This is a genomic window from Streptomyces sp. bgisy130, from assembly GCF_057708345.1.
Genome location: NZ_JBYISA010000003.1, coordinates 161,433 through 180,346, shown reverse-complemented (window position 1 = coordinate 180,346; position 18,914 = coordinate 161,433). Strand labels below are relative to the sequence as shown.

16 protein-coding genes and 1 pseudogene are annotated in these 18,914 nt (G+C 72.4%); 8 read left to right on the top strand and 9 right to left on the bottom strand.

Annotated features, from left to right (window positions below):
- Positions 1-434 precede the first annotated feature (434 nt).
- Both AC3EUV_RS06035 and AC3EUV_RS06030 read right to left on the bottom strand, forming a co-directional pair.
- Entirely contained in the window at positions 435-3,413 is a 2,979-nt protein-coding gene (locus tag AC3EUV_RS06035; RefSeq protein WP_435602335.1) for an FAD-binding and (Fe-S)-binding domain-containing protein, read from the bottom strand.
- Between the two features lie 71 nt (positions 3,414-3,484).
- Positions 3,485-4,993 carry an FAD-binding oxidoreductase gene (locus AC3EUV_RS06030; protein ID WP_435602334.1) on the bottom strand — a complete coding sequence of 503 codons (1,509 nt, stop codon included), beginning with the start codon at positions 4,991-4,993 and terminating at the stop codon, positions 3,485-3,487.
- A gap of 54 nt (positions 4,994-5,047) precedes the next feature.
- On the opposite strand from AC3EUV_RS06030, the pseudogene AC3EUV_RS06025 reads away from it, so the two are divergent.
- Positions 5,048-6,160, top strand: a pseudogene (locus AC3EUV_RS06025) (helix-turn-helix transcriptional regulator).
- A gap of 113 nt (positions 6,161-6,273) precedes the next feature.
- A complete protein-coding gene (gene serC, locus AC3EUV_RS06020; RefSeq protein ID WP_435602333.1) occupies positions 6,274-7,392 on the top strand; it encodes a phosphoserine transaminase in 1,119 nt (372 codons plus the stop codon).
- Positions 7,393-7,499: 107 nt separating this feature from the next.
- Here serC and AC3EUV_RS06015 read toward each other — a convergent pair whose 3' ends face one another.
- Positions 7,500-8,384: an ABC transporter permease gene (locus tag AC3EUV_RS06015; RefSeq protein ID WP_432143534.1), complete on the bottom strand. Its 885-nt coding sequence runs from the start codon at positions 8,382-8,384 to the stop codon at positions 7,500-7,502.
- Positions 8,381-9,358 (bottom strand): ATP-binding cassette domain-containing protein, encoded by a 978-nt coding sequence (locus AC3EUV_RS06010; protein WP_435602456.1) that lies wholly within the window; start codon positions 9,356-9,358, stop codon positions 8,381-8,383. The genes AC3EUV_RS06015 and AC3EUV_RS06010 overlap by 4 nt, the downstream gene beginning before the upstream one ends.
- A 146-nt stretch (positions 9,359-9,504) precedes the next feature.
- Between AC3EUV_RS06010 and AC3EUV_RS06005 the strand changes: the two genes are divergently transcribed.
- Both AC3EUV_RS06005 and AC3EUV_RS06000 read left to right on the top strand, forming a co-directional pair.
- Positions 9,505-10,275, top strand: a complete 771-nt coding sequence (locus AC3EUV_RS06005) for a TetR/AcrR family transcriptional regulator (protein ID WP_432143535.1) — start codon at positions 9,505-9,507, stop codon at positions 10,273-10,275.
- 37 nt (positions 10,276-10,312) lie between these two features.
- Positions 10,313-10,732: a PPOX class F420-dependent oxidoreductase gene (locus AC3EUV_RS06000; protein ID WP_432143536.1), complete on the top strand. Its 420-nt coding sequence runs from the start codon at positions 10,313-10,315 to the stop codon at positions 10,730-10,732.
- 50 nt (positions 10,733-10,782) lie between these two features.
- On the opposite strand, the gene AC3EUV_RS05995 is transcribed toward AC3EUV_RS06000, so the two are convergent.
- Complete coding sequence (locus tag AC3EUV_RS05995) at positions 10,783-11,781, bottom strand: hypothetical protein (RefSeq protein WP_432143537.1); 999 nt, start codon at positions 11,779-11,781, stop codon at positions 10,783-10,785.
- Positions 11,782-11,922: 141 nt separating this feature from the next.
- Here AC3EUV_RS05995 and AC3EUV_RS05990 point away from each other — a divergent pair, with 141 nt between their 5' ends.
- Positions 11,923-12,627 (top strand): GDSL-type esterase/lipase family protein, encoded by a 705-nt coding sequence (locus AC3EUV_RS05990; RefSeq protein ID WP_432143631.1) that lies wholly within the window; start codon positions 11,923-11,925, stop codon positions 12,625-12,627.
- Between the two features lie 82 nt (positions 12,628-12,709).
- A complete protein-coding gene (locus AC3EUV_RS05985) occupies positions 12,710-13,708 on the top strand; it encodes an aldo/keto reductase (RefSeq protein WP_432143538.1) in 999 nt (332 codons plus the stop codon).
- 210 nt (positions 13,709-13,918) lie between these two features.
- Here the strand turns inward: AC3EUV_RS05985 and thpR are convergent, their stop codons facing one another.
- From thpR to AC3EUV_RS05970, 3 genes are all read right to left on the bottom strand, one after another.
- Entirely contained in the window at positions 13,919-14,488 is a 570-nt protein-coding gene (gene thpR, locus AC3EUV_RS05980; RefSeq protein ID WP_432143539.1) for an RNA 2',3'-cyclic phosphodiesterase, read from the bottom strand.
- A gap of 91 nt (positions 14,489-14,579) precedes the next feature.
- Complete coding sequence (locus AC3EUV_RS05975) at positions 14,580-16,010, bottom strand: MFS transporter (RefSeq protein ID WP_435602332.1); 1,431 nt, start codon at positions 16,008-16,010, stop codon at positions 14,580-14,582.
- Positions 16,011-16,038: 28 nt separating this feature from the next.
- A complete protein-coding gene (locus AC3EUV_RS05970; protein ID WP_018089673.1) occupies positions 16,039-16,503 on the bottom strand; it encodes a MarR family winged helix-turn-helix transcriptional regulator in 465 nt (154 codons plus the stop codon).
- Between the two features lie 130 nt (positions 16,504-16,633).
- On the opposite strand from AC3EUV_RS05970, the gene AC3EUV_RS05965 reads away from it, so the two are divergent.
- Entirely contained in the window at positions 16,634-16,825 is a 192-nt protein-coding gene (locus tag AC3EUV_RS05965) for a hypothetical protein (RefSeq protein ID WP_432143541.1), read from the top strand.
- Here the strand turns inward: AC3EUV_RS05965 and AC3EUV_RS05960 are convergent.
- A complete protein-coding gene (locus AC3EUV_RS05960; protein WP_432143542.1) occupies positions 16,818-18,290 on the bottom strand; it encodes an NCS2 family permease in 1,473 nt (490 codons plus the stop codon). The two genes, AC3EUV_RS05965 and AC3EUV_RS05960, sit on opposite strands and share 8 nt — an antisense overlap.
- A gap of 294 nt (positions 18,291-18,584) precedes the next feature.
- Between AC3EUV_RS05960 and AC3EUV_RS05955 the strand changes: the two genes are divergently transcribed.
- Entirely contained in the window at positions 18,585-18,842 is a 258-nt protein-coding gene (locus AC3EUV_RS05955) for a DUF2530 domain-containing protein (protein ID WP_432143543.1), read from the top strand.
- Positions 18,843-18,914 lie beyond the last annotated feature (72 nt).

Here is an 18,914-nt window from a genome sequence, read left to right as displayed (position 1 = left end):
AGCGCTCCGCCCCGGTGGTTCGTACGAGCCTTGTCACGCATGGAACTTCCCCTCTTTTCCTGCATGGAGCTTCCCCCAGGCGCATTTTCGTGGCGCAGCTTTTCTCACCGAGTGCGCGCCGGTCATGCGCACACTCGGCAACGTCGGCTGACGGGCACCGGGATACGAGAGCACCCACCGGAACGTGCCGCATCGGCGATACGGAGGTCCCGCGTATGGCGGTTCAGGGCTCTCGCGCCTCGCTGTCCTGCCCACGTGCACCAATCGAACAGATGATCACGCTACCATCGCGTCTCGCACGCCACCCGGGCTTTTGACTTCGGGCGGCCCCATGACGCGCGAGGCAGCGTTGCCCCTCCTCACGCCCGGCTTCTGGTGCGAGCGCCGGGCCCGGCCCGTCCCCCGTCAGTCGCGGATATTGCCGCACGTATACATCACGCCCCCTCCCCCAGCGCCTCCGCCAGCACCTCCGCCAGATGCCGGCCCGGCCGGTCGCCCAGCTGATCCAGCTGGGTGCGGCAGGAGAAGCCGTCAGCCAGGATTTCCGCATCGGCGGGCGATTGCCGTACCGCGGGGAGGAGTTGGTCCTCGGCGCAGGCGACCGAGACGTCGTAGTGGCCGCGTTCGAAGCCGAAGTTGCCGGCCAGGCCGCAGCAGCCGCCGGTCAACGAGCCGGTGAGGCCGGCGCGTTCGCGGAGGCGGCGGTCGGGGGCGTCGCCGAGGACCGCGTGCTGATGGCAGTGGGTCTGGCCGGCCACGGGGCGGTTGATGCGTGGGGGCTGCCAGTCGGGGGCCAGTTCTTCCAGTGCTTGCGCGAAGGTGCGTACGGAGGAGGCCAGTCGGGCCGCCCGGGGGTCGTCGGAGAGCAGTTCCGGCAGGTCCGTGCGGAGGGCGGCGGCGCAGCTCGGTTCGAGGACGACCAGGGGGTGGCCGTCCTGGAGGAGGGGGCTGAGGACCTCGACGGTGCGGCGCATGACGCGGCGGGCGTGGTCGAGTTGGCCGGTGGAGACGTAGGTGAGGCCGCAGCAGAGGGGTGGGCGGTGGAGGCGGGGAAGGGCTGGCTGGGGGAAGGCGCCGCCGGGTTGGCGTAGTGGGGCGGTTGGGGGGAGGAGGGGGCGTAGGCCGGCGGCTTCCAGGACGCGGACGGCGGCGCGGCCGACCTCCGGGGAGAGGTGGTTGGTGAAGGTGTCGGGCCAGAGGATGACCGTGCGGCCGCCGGATGGGGCCCCGGCCCCGGCCGTCGTGCCTGCATGGGACGGCGCCCCGGACACGCCAGGCGCACCAGGTGCCATCGTCCTCCGGCGCCGCCACCACCATCGACTGAAGGTCTCGCCGGCCAGTCGCGGGATCGGCCGCTCGGGGGCGATCCCGCCGAGGCGTTTGGCGACGGATGCCAGGGGTGTGCGGGCGAGGAAGTTGAGGGCGGGGGCCAGGGGGGCGGCGGTGTGCAGCCATTGGGGGAGGCGGCCCATGGAGTAGTGGGCGGCGGGGCGTAGGCGGCCCTCGTAGTGGTGGTGGAGGAATTCGGCCTTGTAGGTGGCCATGTCGACGCCGACGGGGCAGTCGCTGCGGCAGCCCTTGCAGGAGAGGCAGAGGTCGAGGGCGTCGCGCACCTCGGGTGACTGCCAGCCGTCCGTGATGACCTCGCCGGCCAGCATCTCGTGCAGCAGGCGGGCCCGGCCGCGGGTGGAGTGCTGTTCCTCGCCGGTGGCGCGGAAGGACGGGCACATGACGTCGGTGGAGCCCGGTGCCGTAGTGGCGTTGCGGCATTTGGCGACGCCGACGCAGCGCCGTACGGCCGCGGAGAAGTCGCCGTGGTCGTGCGGGTAACCGAATTCCACCGGGACGGGGCGCTTGGGCAGTACCTCGAAGCGGAGGTTCTCGTCGAGGCGGGCGGGGCGGACGAGCATGCCGGGGTTGAGGCCGTCGGCCGGGTCCCAGAGTGACTTGAACCGCTCGAAGACGCCGACGAGTTCGGGGCCGTACATCTTCGGAAGCAGTTCGGCGCGGGCCTGGCCGTCGCCGTGTTCGCCGGAGAGCGAGCCGCCGTGCGAGACGACCAGATCGCCCAGGTCGCGGGAGAAGTCCCGGAAGCGGCGGATGCCGGGGGCGGTCAGCAGGTCGAAGTCGATACGGATGTGGATGCAGCCGTCGCCGAAGTGGCCGTAGGGGGTGCCGCGCAGGCCGTGCTGGGTGAGCAGGGCGCGGAAGTCGCGGAGATACGGGCCGAGTTGGGCGGGCGGGACGGCGCAGTCTTCCCAGCCGGGCCATGCCTCGCTGCCATCGGAGAGCCGGGTGGCGGTGCCGGAGGCGTCCTCGCGGATGCGCCAGAGGGCGCGCTGGCCGGCCGGGTCGGTGACGACGGTGTGGTCAGTGCTGCCGTCGGCGGCGGCCGCCCGGCAGAGCGCCTCGGCGCGGGCCACCGCCTCGCCGGGGCTCGTGCCGCCCATCTCGACGAACAGCCAGGCACCGCCCTTGGGCAGCCCGGCCGCGCTGCCCACCAGGTCGGCGGCCATCCCCTCGACGGTCATCGGCCCGTGCGGGAGGAGGGTGTGCGCGGCCTCGGCGGCGGCGCTCTCGTCCGGGTAGGCGAGGACGGCGAGGACCCGGGCGGCGGGGGTCTCCACGAGGCGTACGGTCGCCTCGGTCAGCACGCCGAGAGTGCCCTCGCTGCCGGTGAGGGCGCGGGCCAGGTCGGTGCCCTTCTCCGGGAGCAGCGCGTCCAGGGCGTAGCCGGAGATCCGGCGGGGCAGGTCGGGGTAGCCGGTGCGCAGCAGCGCCAATTCCGCGTCCACCAGGCTCTTCACGCCGTCCCGGAGGCGCGGGGGCAGTCCGGTGGGGGCGCCGGTGTGGCCGGTGCCGCGGCCGGCCCGTACCCGCTCGCCGCCGTACGTCAGCAGTTCCAGCTCGCGGACGCTGTCGGCGGTGGTGCCCCAGACCACCGAGTGCGAGCCGCAGGAGTTGTTGCCGATCATGCCGCCGAGGGTGCAGCGGCTGTGGGTGGAGGGGTCGGGGCCGAAGGTGAGTCCGTGGGCGGCGGCCGCCGAGCGCAGGTCGTCCAGGATGACACCGGGCTGGACGACGGCGGTGCGGGCGGCGGGGTCGAGCGAGACGATCCGCCGCATGTGGCGGGTGAAGTCCAGCACCACGCCGACGCCGGTCGCCTGCCCGGCGATGCTGGTCCCGGCGCCGCGCGGCACCACCGGCACCCCGTGCTCCCGGCACACCCGCAGCGCCGCGGCGACATCCTCGGCGTCCAGGGGCGCGACCACCGCTCTGGGCACCCGCCGGTAGTTGGACGCGTCCATCGTCACCAGTGCCCGGTCGGCCGCGGCGAACGAGACCTCCCCCCGTACCGCGGCCGCCAACTCCTCCGCCAGATTCCGCTTCTCCGTCTCCGTACGATCAGCCATGTCTCCAGCCTGCCCACTGGGACGGGTTCATGGGCGGTCGGCAGGCCGGTGTCGGGAGAGTCGTGGCGCCGTCAGGCGAGCGGAGTGGCCGTGGCCGTCGCGGCCGTGGCCGTCGCGGCGGCCGGGTGGAAGCGGAAGAGGTTCGCCGGGTCGTGGCGGGCCTTGAGCCCGGTCAGCCGGTGGTGCGCATCGGTGTCATGGACGCTGCGCGCCACCTCCTCGGCGTCCGGCCGGTCCCCGTGCCCGCCGAGGAGGAAGTTCACGCTCCGGCCGAGCCGCCAGGGCGCGACGGCCGCCAGCGCCTCGGCGTGCAGTGCCCGGACGGCCGCCAGGGCGGCGTCGGCCCCGTCGCCGCCGGAGCCGTCCTCCATGGCGGTGGGCAGCGGCGACAGCACGCGCAGCGCGTACCGGGCGTCGCGGTGGCCGACGGTGCCGGCCCTGGCGCCGCCCCCGGCCATCGTGCCGCCGCCCGTGGCCATCGCGCCGCCGAGATGGTTCAGCTGGACCACGCACATGTCCGGGGCGGCCGGTCCGGTCAGCGCCGCCAGCCGGCGCAGCGCGGCCGCGTCCAGCCCGCTGAGCAGCGCGTTGTCCCCGTCGTAGGCATGCGGATCGGCCGGGTCCCGGTGAATGGTGTGCGACTCGGCATAGGGCATCTCGCGCAGGTCGTCGCTCACCCGTGGCCCCACCGCCCGCAGCGGCGCCATCAGCCGCTCGCCCTCCGCTGCGCTGCCCGTATAGGCGATCCGGATATGCGCGAGATACCGGCCGCGCAGTGACTCGGGCAGCTGCGGGAGGTCCGGGTAGGCGATCAGGGCGACCGAGGACGTCAGCTCGTCGGGGACGGTTTCGGTCCAGCGCAGGTACGCCGTCAGCGCCGCGTCGATCTGCTCGCCGCCGAAGATCAGCTGCCCGCCGTAGAGCCGAGCCACCGGCACCAGCCCGAACTCCATCGCGGTCACCACCCCCATGCCGTGGCCGCCGCCGAGCAGCGCCCGGAACAGCCCGGGATCGGAGTCCGCGGTGACGTGCCGCAGCCGGGCGTCGGCCGTGACCAGGTCGACGGACCGCACCTGGTCGGCGGCGAAGCCGTACGTCCGGGCCAGCACCCCGACGCCACCTCCGAGGGTGTACGAGATGACGCCGACGCCCGGGGAGGAGCCGTTGAGCGGGGCGAGTCCGTGCGGGGCCGCCGCCTCGACGACCTGACCCCAGACGACGCCCGCCTCGACCCGCGCGGTGCCGGCCGCCGCGTCCACCCGCACCCCGGCCATCCGCCGGGTGCTGATCAGCAGCCCGCCGTCGGTGACCGCGGACAGCCCGTGCCCGGTGGCCTGGACCGCGACCGGCAGGCCCTGCGCGCCGGCGAAGCGCACCGCGGCGACGACGTCCCCGGCGCACCGGGCCGCGACGATCACGGCGGGGCGGTGCCTGCGGGCCAGCTGGAAGCCGGACCGCTCGGCGTCGTAGCCGTCGTCGCCGGGGGTCAGGACCGTGCCCCGGACCCGGGCCGTGAGCGCGGCGAGGGCGGCGGGGTCAAGGGCGGGGGCGGACTGCGGGCCGAGGTCGTTGATCTCCATGCCGGGCACTCTGCCGCGATAACTTGACATCGGCCGTCATATATAAATCCGGGTGTGAAGTCGTCCCGTCTGCTCTCGATCGTCCTGCTCCTCCAGACCCGTGGCCGGGTGCCGGCCGCGGAGCTCGCCGAGCGGCTGGAGGTCTCGGCCCGGACCGTCTACCGCGATGTCGAGGCGCTGTCGGCGGCCGGTGTGCCGGTATACGCCGAGCGCGGGCGGCACGGCGGTATCGCGCTGCTGCCCGGCTTCCGTACGGATGTCACGGGAATGACCGCCGACGAGGCGCGGGCCCTGTTCATCCTGGCCGCGCAGGGCGCGCACGCCGCGCTCGGGCTGGACGACGCGCTGCGCTCGGCGCTGCGCAAGGTGATGGCGGCGCTGCCCGCCCCGCACCGGCCGGCCGCGGAGCTGGCCGGCCGCCGCATCCTGGTCGACCCGGACAAGTGGACGCCCCGCCCGTCGCCCGCCGCCGCCCCGGCCGACGGCCCCGCCGGCCGGAGCCCCGTGGTGGACCTCGATGTGCTGCACTCCGCCGTCTTCACCGACCTCCGGCTGCGCATCCTCCCCCACGCCTGAACGGCGCGGGGGGACCCCCATCGCCACAGCGGCGAGACCCGGTTGCGGACGTACACGGTCGACCCGTACGGGCTGGTGGCCAAGGCCGGCACCTGGTACCTCGTCGCGGACCGGCGCGGCAGGCCGCAGCTCTTCCGGGCCGACCGGGTGGCGTCCGCGACCCTCACCGAGGTCCCCGTACGGCGCCGCGCCGGTGTGGAGCTGTCCGCGGTCTGGCAGCAACTGCGGCGCGAGGTGGAGGACCGGCCGGCGGAGGTACGGGTGACCGCCCGGATCCGCCGCGAGCGGCTGGACCTGGCGGTGCGGATCCTGGGCGGGGCGCTGACCGGGCCGCCCCGTACGGGCGAGGGGGCCGGCGACGGGGCAGGGGACGGCGATGGGGCCGGGGACGACGCCGGGACCGGAGCCAGGCCCGGAGACGGCGGCTGGGCCACCCTCGACCTGGCCTACCCCGTCCTCCCCGCGGTCCGTCAGCTGCTCCAGTTCGGCGATTCCCTGGAAGTGCTCGGCCCGCCCGAGGCCCGCCGGGTGATGGCCGAGGCCGCGGCCGCCCTCACCGCCGTCTATGCCGCGGACGCCCCGCCCGCCTAGCCGTCCACCCGGCGCCCACCGGCGCCCATCCGGCGTCCAACGTATGGGCACCCGGCATCTCACCCGCTGGACTTGCCGCCGAAGCCCGCAGCGCGACGGATTAGGCTTCGTCCGTGGCTGATATCCAGATCCCCGCTGACATCAAGCCCGCCGACGGACGCTTCGGCGCGGGCCCCTCCAAGGTGCGTACGGAGGCGCTCGGCGCCCTCGCCGCCACCGGTAGCTCCCTTCTCGGCACGTCCCACCGCCAGCCCCCGGTCAAGAACCTGGTCGGCAAGGTGCGCGACGGCGTACGTGACCTCTTCCAGCTCCCCGAGGGCTACGAGGTCGTCCTCGGCAACGGCGGCTCCACCGCCTTCTGGGACATCGCGACGCACGGCCTGATCGAGCGCAAGTCCCAGCACCTCAGCTTCGGTGAGTTCTCCTCGAAGTTCGCCAAGGCCGCCAAGCTGGCACCGTGGCTGGAGGAGCCCACCGTCGTCTCCGCCGACCCGGGCGACCACCCGTCCCCGGTCGCCGAGCAGGGCGTGGACGTCTACGGCTTCACCCACAACGAGACCTCGACCGGTGTCGCCGCGCCCCTCAAGCGCGTCGCGGGCGCGGACGAGGGCGCGCTGGTCCTGGTCGACGCCACCTCCGGCGCGGGCGGTCTGCCGGTGGACATCGCCGAGACCGATGTCTACTACTTCGCCCCGCAGAAGTCGTTCGCCTCGGACGGCGGCCTGTGGCTGGCGGCCTTCTCCCCCGCCGCCCTGGAGCGCGCCCGCGCCATCCACGCCTCCGGCCGGCACATCCCGGAGTTCTTCTCGCTGCCCACGGCGATCGACAACTCCCTGAAGAACCAGACGTACAACACCCCGGCGCTGTCCACCCTCTTCCTGCTCAATGAGCAGCTGGAGTGGATCAACGGCCAGGGCGGCCTGGACTGGGCGGTCCGCCGCACCGCCACCTCCTCGCGCACCCTCTACGGCTGGGCCGAGGACGCCAAGTACGCCACCCCGTTCGTCACCGACCCGGCCAAGCGCTCGCAGGTCATCGGCACGATCGACTTCGACGAGGACATCGACGCCGCGGCCGTCGCCAAGGCCCTGCGTGCCAACGGCATCGTCGACACCGAGCCCTACCGCAAGCTCGGCCGCAACCAGCTGCGGATCGCGATGTTCCCGGCGATCGACCCGGCGGACGTCGAGGCCCTGACGGCCTGCATCGACCACGTCATCGGCAAGCTGTAGCCACCTGCCCTCGCGCATCACGAGCCCCGGCGGTCGTCCGCCGGGGCTCGTGCGTTGTGCCGGTACGGTCCCGGCTCAGCGGCTCAGCGGCTCAGCGGCTCAGCTGCTCACCGGCTCAGCCGCTGGAAGCGCCGTACCGCCAGCGGCAGGAAGACCGCGGTGAGGGCGACCGGCCAGAGCACCGCCATCAGCACCGCATGCTGTTCGACCCAACTGCCGCCCGTGGTGGCCGGGTTGCCGAAGAGCTCCCGGATGGCACTGGCCGTCGACGAGACCGGGTTCCACATGGCGAGGGCGCCCAGCCAGTCCGGCATCATCGACGGCGGGGTGAAGACGCTGGAGATCATGCCGAACGGCATGGCGACGGCGTAGAGGCCGCCGGCCGTTTCCTGGCTGGGGACCAGCAGGCCGAGATAGACACCGATCCAGATGAGGGCGAAGCGCAGAAGCAGCAGCAGCCCGAAGGCGGCGAGGGTGGCGGCCGGGCTGCCGTGGGAGCGCCAGCCGACAATCACGGCGATCACGGCCAGCGCCGCGAGATCGACGCTCGCGCCGATCAGATCGGCGACCCCGCGCCCGCTGACCACGGCCGACGGCGCCATCGGCAGGGAACGGAAGCGGTCGGTGACACCACGTTCGCGGTCGACGACGACGGCCACCGCGGTGTTCATGAAACCGAAGGAGACCGTCATCGCGAAGATGCCGGGCATCGCGAACGTCGGGTAGTCCACCCCGCCGCCGACGTTCATCGCGCTGCCGAGGACATAGACGAAGAGCACCACGGAGACAACCGGGAAGCCCAGCTGCCAGGCGATGATGACGGGCTGCCGGACGAGATGGGTCAGATCCCGGCGGACGATGGTCAGGCAGTCGGCGACGGCCCAGTGGAGACGGCGCGCGGGGCCGTCGTCCCGGCCGGCCGGGCCGGGGTGGCCGTCGTCCGGGCCGGGGTGGCCGTCGTGCGGGATGTGCAGCACGGTTCCTGCGCTCATGCGGCCGCCTCCTTGCCGGTCGCGGCCGCCGGGAGCCCGGTGAGCCGCAGAAAGACCTCGTCGAGCGTCGGGCGGCGCAGCCCGATGTCCTCGATGCCGACGCCCGTGTCCTGGAGGGTGCGCGCGACCTCGGTCAGGGCCGCCACGCCCGCCGTCACCGGGGCCGTGACCCGCCGCTCCGCCTCGTCCGCCGTGGGCCGTACGCCTTCCGCGGCGACCCGCGCCACGGCCCGTACCGCGTGCGGGAGGTCGGCCGGGTCGTGCAGCACCACATGCAGGCTCTCCCCGCCGACCTGCCGTTTCAGCTCGGCGGGCGTGCCGTCGGCGATCGTCCGGCCGTGCTCGATGACGGAGATCCGGTCGGCCAGCCGGTCCGCCTCGTCGAGGTATTGGGTGGTCAGCAGCACGGTGGTGCCGGCCGCGGCGAGCCGGCGGACCGCCTCCCAGACCTCGTTGCGGCTGCGGGGGTCGAGGCCGGTGGTCGGCTCGTCCAGGAAGAGCACCTCGGGGGCGAGGATCAGGCTCGCGGCGAGGTCGAGGCGGCGGCGCATCCCGCCGCTGTAGCCCTTGACGGACTTCCCGGCCGCGTCGCCCAGCCCGAACTGCTCCAGCAGTTCGGTGGCCCGGGCCCGTGGCCGGCGGGCGCCGAGATGGAAGAGCCGGCCGAACATCTCCAGGTTCTGCCGTCCGGTCAGGATCCCGTCCACGGCCGCGTATTGGCCGGCCAGTCCGATCCTGGCGCGTACCCGGTCCGGCTCCCGGGTCACCTCGTGCCCGGCGACCGTCGCCCGGCCGCCGTCCGGTCTCAGCAGGGTGGCCAGGATGCGGACGACCGTGGTCTTGCCGGCGCCGTTCGGTCCGAGCAGGCCGTGCACCGTGCCGCGGCGGACGGTGAGATCCAGGCCGTCCAGCGCCCGCTTGTCGCCGTACCGCTTCTCCAATCCCTCCGCGCACACCGCCTCATCGGGCGGCATCCGCCCAGCCGTCCCCGTCCCTCGTCGTGTCCCGTTCGTGCTGACGGCCATCGCCGCTCCCCTCCGGATCGATAACTGAGTACACCGTACCCGATTGCGCGTACACCGTACTCAGTTTTTGCCCGGCGGCATAGGATGACCGCACGATGACGACGACAGAACACAGCGGCAGCGGCGATGTCTCGCGCAGCCTGGAGCTGCTCTGGGGCCTCGCCGACCGGCCCAGCCGCGGACCCAAGCCGGGCCTCACCCTCGACCGCATCGTCAGCACGGCGGTGGCGGTCGCCGATGCCGACGGGCTCGGCGCGCTGTCCATGCGCCGGGTCGCCACCGACCTCGGCGTCGGCACCATGTCCCTCTACCGCTACGTCCCGGGCAAGGCCGAACTCCTCGACCTGATGCTCGACCAGGTCGCGGAGTTCGACGCCGACGCCCATCCCGACCCGGCCGCCGGCTGGCGCCCCGCGATGGAGGCCCTCGCGCACGCCAGCCGGCAGCAGTACCACCGGCACCCCTGGCTGCTCCAGGTCGACCAGGCCCGCCCGCTGCTCGGCCCCAACGCCCTGGACTCCATGGAGTACTCGGTGCGCGCGCTGGCCGGCACCGGTCTGACCGACCGCGAGAAGATGCACGTCCTGGTGTCCTTCGGCGGCTTCCTCACCGGCCTCGCCCGCACCGAGCTGCACGCCGCGCTCGCCGAGAAGCGCACCGGCATCAGCAACGCGGACTTCTGGCAGTCACAGGAGCCGGTGCTGTCCCGGGCGATGCTGAGCGGCCGCTACCCCGCCATGGCCGCCCTGGACGAGAACACCTTCGCCGAGGACGACGCCCTGGTCTTCGACCTGGGCCTGTCCGCGCTCCTGGACGGATTCGCGGCGCTCATCGCCGCCCGCACCGCCCGAACGGACGCACCATGAGGTGACGAAACAGCACGGATGTGCCTGTATGGGAGCCATGACGAATCCCCCGAGCCCCGGCCTCGCCCCCTTCGAGCGGCAGGGGGCGATTCTGCTGACCTCGTACAAGCGGGACGGCACCGGCGTCGGCACCCCGATGAATCTCGCCGTCGACGGCGACCACGCCTACTTCCGCACGTACGGCGACGCCTGGAAGGCCAAGCGGATGCGCAACTTCCCCGAGGTGGAGATCTGCCCCTCCACCTGGCGGGGGCGGCCCACCGGGCCCAGCGTCAAGGCGCGGGTGCGGCTGCTGGATCCGCAGACCCGGGAGTACCGGCGGGCCGAACGCTCGCTGACCCGGAAGTATCCGCTGCTCCACGGGCTGGTGGTGCCGCTGGTGCACCGGCTGAAGAAGCAGCGGACGCTCCATTACGAGCTGCGGCTGACCGAGGGGGACGCGCCGGCGGGAGCCTGACGGGGTCCACGGTCGCGCCGTGGAGCGCCCACCCGCCGTCCGGGCCGGGCCTACCGGCCCCGCCGCAGCAGCCTGCGGAGCGCGACGACCAGCCCCGTGGCCAGGGCCAGGACCATGGCCCCCTTGATGAAGCCGGGGTCCAGCTCCGTCTGCGAACTCCCCTTGCCGCCCTGCCCGTTGGCGCCGTCACCGTTCGCCGGGTCGTCCCCGGCCGTGTCCGGCAGCTGCTCATCGCTCAGCCCGACCGGCTCGACCGCGCTGTCGGTGCCCTCGGAGCCGTACATCAGGGTGCGGCCGTCCGCGGTGAAGGTGACCGCCTCGCCCTGCTGCTGCACCGGTACGCCCACACTGCCGAGGTCCTTCGGGCGGCCGTCCTGCCAGCGGTAGATCCGGGCGCCGAAGTAGCTGCGCAGCACCAGACGGCTGCCGTCGGGGGAGAACGCGCCGTCGGTCACCCACAGATCGACCGGGGCGACCTTGCGGAAGGTGTTGACGCCGGAGGTGGTCAGCCGCCGCGGGCCCTCGTAGAGCGCGCCACCGCCGCCCTGCTTCTTGCTGGCGATATAGACCCGGCCGGTCTTGGGATGCACCATCAGCGCCTCGGCGTCCCGCGGCCCGTCGGCGTACTTCACATCGAACTGGGTGGCGGTGACGGTGGCATCGCGCAGCCGCTTCGGCTCGGGGAAGCGGTAGATCCAGACGTGGTTCCAGCTGCCGCCGAGGTTGTCGCCGATGTCGCCGACGTAGAGGTCACCGTCCGGGCCGACCGAGATCGCCTCGACATCGCGCGGCGCGCCGATGCCGCGCAGCGTGATCCGGGCGACCACGCGGCCGGACTTGCCGTCGACGGCGTAGACGTACGGGCCGTCGTCGCTGTCGTTGTGGGTCCAGTAGATCCCGGGGTGCGTACGGCTGGCCGCCAGTCCGCTGGCCTCGGTGATCCGGGGGTCGCTGATGGTGAAGCCGTCGGGCTCGTCGGCGGCCGCGGGCACGACGGCCGCCGACCACAGGATTCCCGCGGCACCGGCCGCGCACAGAAGCGAACGCATGGGCACAGACTGCCATCCCGGGCCGCGGCGCGGGCGCGGAGGCTGCCGGGCCCCCGGCGCTCCGTGGTGGACGGGCGCGGCGTGTCCAGCGTCACGTACCGGCGGGTAAGGATTCTCGGCCATCATGTCCGGATGAGGATCATGTTCGTCGGTGACTCCATGACGGTCGGCGCCACCGGCGATTTCACCTGGCGTTACCGCATGTGGCAGCACCTGAACGCGACCTGCGCCGGGCCGTACCGCATCGTCGGACCGCGCGACACGCTCCATGACCCCGCCGACGGCACCGCCGCCTCCACCGCCTACGCCGACCCCGGCTTCCCCGGCGAGGCCCGCCGCCATCTCGCGGGCTGGGGCGAGGGCTGGCTGCACATGGCCCCGCTGATCGGCGACGCGGTGCGCGCGCACCGGGCCGACACCCTGCTGGTCTCGCTCGGCCTGATAGACCTCGGCTTCTACACGAACGCCGAGCAGACCGCGGAGAACGTACGGCACTTCGTGGCGCGGGCCCGCCGGGCGGCGCCGCACATCCGGGCGGTGCTGCTGCCGGTGATCCCCAACGTCCGGGCCTCGGCGGACCCCGCCTTCGGCACCGAGTGCGTCCGCTTCAACGAACTCCTGGCCAAGGCCGTCGCCGATCTCTCCACCCCCGCCTCCCCGTTGCTGCTGGCCTCCGAACCGGAGGGCTGGGAGACCGGCCGCGCCACCTATGACGGGACCCATCCGTCGGAGCACGGCGAGCACTTGCTGGCGGGCGCGTTCGCCCAGGCGATGCATCAGGCGTGGGGCGTCGGCGGGCCGTACCGCGCCGCCGCGGTGTCCGGGGCGGCCGTACCGGCGGGGTGACTCGGCGCGCGCGGTCGCCGGTGCCCCTGACCCCCGAACGGGCCTTGCTTTGAGCGCACTTCAAGGCGTTGGCTGGACCACCATGAAGTACACGCAGCTCGGACGCACCGGACTCAAGGTCAGCCGACTCGTCCTCGGCACGATGAACTTCGGGCCTCAGACGGACGAGGCCGAAAGCCACACCATCATGGACGCGGCGCAGCAGGCCGGCATCAACTTCTTCGACACCGCCAACGTCTATGGCTGGGGTGCCAACAAGGGCCGTACGGAGGAGATCGTCGGCTCGTGGTTCGCCAAGGGCGGCGCCCGGCGGGACAAGACCGTGCTGGCCACCAAGCTCTACGCCAACATGGCAACGGACGACGGCAAGGTCTGGCCCAACCACGACAAGCTCTCCGCGCTCAACATCCGGCGGTCGGTGGACGCCAGCCTCAAGCGGCTGGGCACCGACTACATCGACCTCTACCAGTTCCACCACGTCGACCGGGACACGCCCTGGGACGAGATCTGGCAGGCCATGGACGTGCTCGTCCAGCAGGGCAAGATCCTCTACGTGGGCTCGTCCAACCACGCCGGCTGGCATATCGCCCGCGCCAACGAGACCGCCGCCCGCCGCGGCTCGTACGGCCTGGTCAGCGAGCAGTGCCTGTACAACCTCGCCGAGCGGCGCGCCGAGATGGAGGTCATCCCGGCCGCCGAGGGCTACGGCCTGGGCGTCATCCCGTGGTCCCCGCTGCACGGCGGGCTGCTGGGCGGTGCCCTCCGCAAGGAGCGCGAGGGCGGTGCGGGCCGCTCGGGCGCCGGCCGCTCGGCGGACTCGCTCGCCAACTCCACGATCCGCGCCCAGATCCAGTCGTACGAGGATCTGCTCGACAAGCACGGTCTGGAGCCCGGTGAGGTGGCCCTGGCGTGGCTGCTCACCCGGCCCGGGGTCACCGGCCCGATCGTCGGCCCGCGCACCGCGGACCAGCTCGCCTCCGCGCTGCGGGCCGTCGAGCTGACCCTCCCGGACGAGCTGCTCGCCTCGCTCGACGAGATCTTCCCCGGCCCCGGGCCGAGCCCGGAGGCCTTCGCCTGGTGAACGGCCGGGCGCCCGGCGGCCGGTTCCAACCGGGCCGCCGGGCGCCCTGGGGCAGCCGTCAGCGCAGTGCCGCCGCCACGATCACGACGATGAGCAGCACGGCGAGCAGACCGGACATGATCCGGTTACGGGTTTTGGGATCCACCCTCTGAGCGTAACCGGGACGGACCCGAACGCTTCATCGGGCCGGGAACCAGCGGCCGCGGACCGTCAGTGGCCCAGCGGCCAGGACCCCACCGTTTCGTACCGGGGCTGCCTGCCCGCCACGCCCGCGACGGGGGGATGGCTGCACACCAGCGCGAGGGCCTCGACCGTCCAGGCGGTCCCGGCGAAGTCCTTGAGGGCGGTCGCGTACGGGCGGAGGTCCAGGCCGGGGACGCGGTTGCGGGCGAGGGTGAGGTGCGGGGTGTACGGGCGGTGCTCGTCGTCCATGGCGAGGCCGGCCCGGCGGCCCGCCGCGGTGGCCGCGTCGGCCAGCCGGCGCATGGCGGGGCGGTCGCCGTCGGCCCCGGCCCACACCACCCGGTCCGAGAAGCGGCCGCCGCCGGCGATCCGCAGCTCGTAGGGGTCGCGGCGGTGGGCGGCCCGCGCCAGCCGCTCGGCCAGGCCGGGGACGGTCTCCTCGGGCACCTCCCCGTAGAAGGCGAGGGTGAAGTGCCAGCTCTCCCGGCCGGTCCAGCGCAGCCGGTCGGCGGCCGGGAGCTGCTTCAACTGCGCCACCTCGGCGGCCAGTTCCTCGATCGCGGGCGCGGGGGGCAGGACGGCGGCGAAGAGTCTCATGCGGCCAGTGTGGCCCAGCGCACCGGCCGTCCGGCGGGACCCGGCGTGCCACGGCCCGGCCCCGCGGCGGCGCCGGGCCACGGTGCGTGCACTATGCCGCGGGCGTCAGAGCCCGCTCCGCGGAACGGGCATCGTCCGGGGCCCGGGGCACGAACGTGAGGTGCCGATGGCCGCGGCGCAGGTCGATCTTGAGGCGCAGACCGCCCACCCTGGCGAGGATCAGGCCGATGAGGACGGCGGCCGCGAGCGAGACCACCCCGCCCGCCAGGAAGCCGATCCGCGGGCCGAAGGTGTCGGTGATCCAGCCGACCAGCGGTGCGCCGAGCGGGGTGCCGCCCACGAAGACCATCATGAACAGGCTCATCACCCGGCCGCGCATGGCCGGATCGGTGGCCATCTGGATGCTCGAATTGGCCGTGACATTGATGGTCAGGCCGACCGTGCCGATCAGGACCAGCAGCGCCGCGAAGACCCAGAACGACGGGGCGAGCGCGGCCGCGATCTCCAGGGCGCCGAAGAGCATCGCCGCCCCCACCACCAGCCGCAGCCGGGAACTCGCGCGACGGGCCGCGAGCAGCGCGCCGATCAGCGAGCCGGCCGCCATCAGCCCGTTGAACAGGGAGTACGTCCCCGCGCCCTGGTGGTAGACGTGGTGCACGAACGCGGTCAGCCAGATCGGGAAGTTGAAGCCGAAGGTCCCGATGAAGCCGACCAGCACGATGGGCCAGATCAGATCGGGGCGGCCGGACACATACCGCAGGCCCTCCCGGAGCTGGCCCTTGCTGCGCGGGACGCGGTGGACCTTGTGGAGTTCGGCGGTGCGCATCATCAGCAGGCCGGTGAGCGGGGCGATGAACGAGAGACCGTTGAACAGGAAGGCCCAGCCGCTGCCGAAGGCGGTGATCAGGACACCGGCGGCGGCGGGTCCGATCAGCCGCGCGGACTGGAAGTTGGCGGAGTTGAGGCTGACGGCGTTGCGCAGCTCGTCCTGGCCGACCATTTCGGAGACGAACGCCTGCCGGGCGGGGTTGTCGAGGACGGTGACCAGGCCGAGCGCGAAGGCGGTCAGGTAGACGTGCCAGACCTGCACCTGCCCGCTCAGCGTGAGCGCGGCGAGGGCCAGGCCGGTGACGCCCATGGCGGACTGGGTGACGAGCAGCAGCTTGCGCTTGGCGAAGCGGTCGGCGATGACACCGCCGTAGAGCCCGAAGAGCAGCATCGGCAGGAATTGCAGCGCGGTGGTGATACCGACCGCGGTGGAGGAGCCGGTGAGGCTGAGCACCAGCCAGTCCTGGGCGATGCGCTGCATCCAGGTGCCGGTGTTGGACACCATCTGGCCGGTGGCGAAGAGGCGGTAGTTGCGTATCCGCAGGGAGCTGAACGTGCCCGTGCGCGGTGTGGCGGCGGGGCCGGCGGCGACAGCCGGGGCGGTGCCCGGAGCGGTCGCGGTCGCGTCGTCGGAAACCGTGTCGTCGTGGGAGTTCGGTGCGGGGGCGGAGTCTGCTCCGGATCCCGTACTCAAAGTGGGTTCGCCTCCTCGGCCTCGGGTTCTACAGCTGTGCGAGCTTCTCCAGCACGGGCGCGGCGGCCCGCACCTTCGCCCACTCGTCCTCGTCCAGCCCGGAGGCCAGCTCGGCGAGCCAGGCGTTGCGCTTACGGCGGCTCTCTTCGAGCATCGCCTCGGCCTGCTCGGTCTGCGTGACGACCTTCTGACGGCGGTCGTCGGGGTGCGGTTCGAGCCGGACCAGTCCCTTGGCCTCCAGCATGGCCACGATGCGGGTCATCGACGGCGGCTGCACATGCTCCTTGCGGGCCAGCTCACCGGGGGTGGCATGGCCGCACCGGGCGAGGGTGCCGAGCACCGACATCTCGGTGGGGCTCAGCGATTCGTCGACCCGCTGATGCTTGAGTCGGCGCGACAGGCGCATCACGGCGGACCGCAGGGCGTTCACCGCGGCCGCGTCGTCAGGGGGCACCTCCGGCCCGTCGGGCTGGAGGGAGGACAGTTCCGGCATGGTCTTTAGCATAACTCATTACCCTTTCTAAGGAAAGCCAAGGGCAGCCATCCGCCATGGGTCACCCATATGAGTGAGGACGCCGCCGAAAGTGACCCGCCTGACCGCGTACGGACGGGACCGTGTCCGAATGGGATCGAAGGTGCTCAGCCTGCGGGTGGACGGGGAACTGCTGGACCGCATCCGGCAGCACGCCGCAAAACGCGGAATGAGCGTCCAGGACTATGTGGTCCGGACGCTCATCCGCGAAGACTTCGACGAGCGGTTCCAGTGCTCCGTCGACGAGACGGAGAAGCTGGGAGTCCGCTGGCCCGCTACTTGACCCCCAGCGCCTGCTCGATCGGGTCGAGCAGGAAGTAGACCAGGAAGCAGAAGCCGACCGCGTTCAGCAGCCAGGGGACCTCCTTGATCCGGCCGGTCGCCGCGCGCAGCAGGATGAAGGCCAGCACGCCGATGCCGATGCCGTTGGTGATGCTGTAGGTGAACGGCATCGAGACGAGCGTCAGGAACGCCGGGATGCCGATGGTGAAGTCGCCCCAGTCGATGTCCCGGACGTTCGAGGCCATGATCAGGAAGCCGACGACCACCAGCGCAGGCGTCGCGGCCTGCGCGGGGACGACGGTCGCCAGCGGCGTGAAGATCAGCGCGAGCAGGAAGAGGCCGCCGGTCATCAGGTTCGCGAGACCGGTGCGGGCACCTTCGCCGACCCCGGCGGTGGACTCCACGAAGCAGGTGTTGGCGGAGGCCGAACCGAAGCCGCCGCCCGCGACCGCGATGCCGTCGACCATCAGGATCCGGCCCATGTTCGGCAGGTTGCCGGTCTCGTTGTCCAGCAGCCCGGCCTCCTCGCCGACGCCGATGATGGTGCCCATCGCGTCGAAGAAGCCGGAGAGCAGCACGGTGAAGACGAACAGGCAGCCGGTCAGCACACCGACTTCCTTGAAGCCGCCGAACAGGCTGATCTGACCGATCAGACCGAAGTCCGGGGTGTCGATGATCTTTTCCGGCACGTTGGGGACCGCCAGGCCCCAGGCCGCGTCCGGGATGTCGACGAGCGCGTTGATGACGATCGCGACGACGGCCATCGAGACCATGCCGATCAGGATCGCGCCCTTGGTCTTCCGCACGATCAGCACGAACATCAGCGCCAGCCCGATGATGAAGACCAGCACCGGCCAGCCCTTGAGCTGTCCGCCCTGGCCCAGGCCCATCGGGACGACGGTGTGCGCGGCGTCCGGGTTACGGGTCACAAAGCCCGCGTCGACCAGGCCGATCAGCGAGATGAACAGGCCGATACCGATGGCGATGGCCCGCCGCAGCCCGTTGGGGATCGCGTCCATCACCCGCTGCCGCAGCCCCGAGGCGACCAGGAGCATCAGCACCAGACCCGCGAGCACGACCATGCCCATGGCGTCCGGCCAGCTCATCTTGGGCGCGAGCTGAAGCGCCACCACGGCGTTGATGCCGAGGCCGGCGGCGACGGCGATCGGGACGTTGCCGATGACGCCCATCAGGACCGTGGTCAGTCCGGCCATCAGCGCGGTGGCGGTGACCAGCTGGGCGTTGTCGAGGTGGTGGCCGAACTTATCGACTCCGGAACCGAGAATGATCGGGTTCAGCACGATGATGTAGGCCATCGCGAAGAACGTCGCCAGCCCGCCGCGCAGTTCGCGGCCGACCGTCGACCCCCGCTCGGAGATCTTGAAGAAGGCGTCGAAGCCGTTCTTGGGAGGCTTCGGAGCCGGGTTCTCAAGGGTGTCGACCGGCGTGGTGGCCGAGGGGGACATGCGGGGACCTCAGTCGTACGGGCCTGGGCAGGCGTGGGGGCCCGAGGGCCCGGAACACGAACAAAAGCGGAATCAACTGGATCGACTTGGAGGAAGAGACGAGCAATACCAGCCGTATCCAGAAAGGTTCAGTATGAATAAACAATGCATTGATCGCTATCTCCGCGCGTAGACCCTTGCGGCACCTGGCCCTGCGCTCGCACCCCACGCCGCCGGCACCGCCGCGCACGGCCACCGGCCCGCTGCCCACCGCCGCCCGCGGAGCCGTCACCCGCTCCCCGTAAGCTGAGCACCATGTGGAAGAAGTCCGAACTGCGCGAGGCCCCGGCGCCTCTCGAGGGCCCCGTCGTCGGCACGATCACCGGCGGCACCATCATCTGGTTCGTCCTCTTCCTCGGCCAGCTCCCCTTCTACGGCTGGTTCGCCGACAACGGCCACGCCTGGTGGGTGTGGACCTGTCTGGCCGGCGGCGCCCTGGGCCTGATCGGCATCTGGTACGTCCGCGGACGGGATGCCGCGCTCAAGCGCGCCGCGGCGGCCGACCACTCCTGACCGCCTCCGCGCCCTCGGCGGACACCCCCTCGCCCCTCCGCCCGGCCAGCGGGTGAAGTACGCATTCCGCCC

Coding starts and splice junctions, on each gene's coding strand:
- thpR (WP_432143539.1), bottom strand. CDS start 14,488: ATGAGACTCTTCGCCGCCGTCCTGCCCCCCGCGCCCGCGATCGAGGAA.
- AC3EUV_RS06030 (WP_435602334.1), bottom strand. CDS start 4,993: ATGGAGATCAACGACCTCGGCCCGCAGTCCGCCCCCGCCCTTGACCCC.
- AC3EUV_RS05995 (WP_432143537.1), bottom strand. CDS start 11,781: ATGCGTTCGCTTCTGTGCGCGGCCGGTGCCGCGGGAATCCTGTGGTCG.
- AC3EUV_RS05990 (WP_432143631.1), top strand. CDS start 11,923: ATGTTCGTCGGTGACTCCATGACGGTCGGCGCCACCGGCGATTTCACC.
- AC3EUV_RS06015 (WP_432143534.1), bottom strand. CDS start 8,384: ATGAGCGCAGGAACCGTGCTGCACATCCCGCACGACGGCCACCCCGGC.
- AC3EUV_RS06005 (WP_432143535.1), top strand. CDS start 9,505: ATGACGACGACAGAACACAGCGGCAGCGGCGATGTCTCGCGCAGCCTG.
- AC3EUV_RS05985 (WP_432143538.1), top strand. CDS start 12,710: ATGAAGTACACGCAGCTCGGACGCACCGGACTCAAGGTCAGCCGACTC.
- AC3EUV_RS05960 (WP_432143542.1), bottom strand. CDS start 18,290: ATGTCCCCCTCGGCCACCACGCCGGTCGACACCCTTGAGAACCCGGCT.
- AC3EUV_RS05970 (WP_018089673.1), bottom strand. CDS start 16,503: ATGCCGGAACTGTCCTCCCTCCAGCCCGACGGGCCGGAGGTGCCCCCT.
- AC3EUV_RS06035 (WP_435602335.1), bottom strand. CDS start 3,413: ATGGCTGATCGTACGGAGACGGAGAAGCGGAATCTGGCGGAGGAGTTG.
- AC3EUV_RS06010 (WP_435602456.1), bottom strand. CDS start 9,358: ATGCCGCCCGATGAGGCGGTGTGCGCGGAGGGATTGGAGAAGCGGTAC.
- AC3EUV_RS05955 (WP_432143543.1), top strand. CDS start 18,585: ATGTGGAAGAAGTCCGAACTGCGCGAGGCCCCGGCGCCTCTCGAGGGC.
- AC3EUV_RS05965 (WP_432143541.1), top strand. CDS start 16,634: ATGGGATCGAAGGTGCTCAGCCTGCGGGTGGACGGGGAACTGCTGGAC.
- AC3EUV_RS06000 (WP_432143536.1), top strand. CDS start 10,313: ATGACGAATCCCCCGAGCCCCGGCCTCGCCCCCTTCGAGCGGCAGGGG.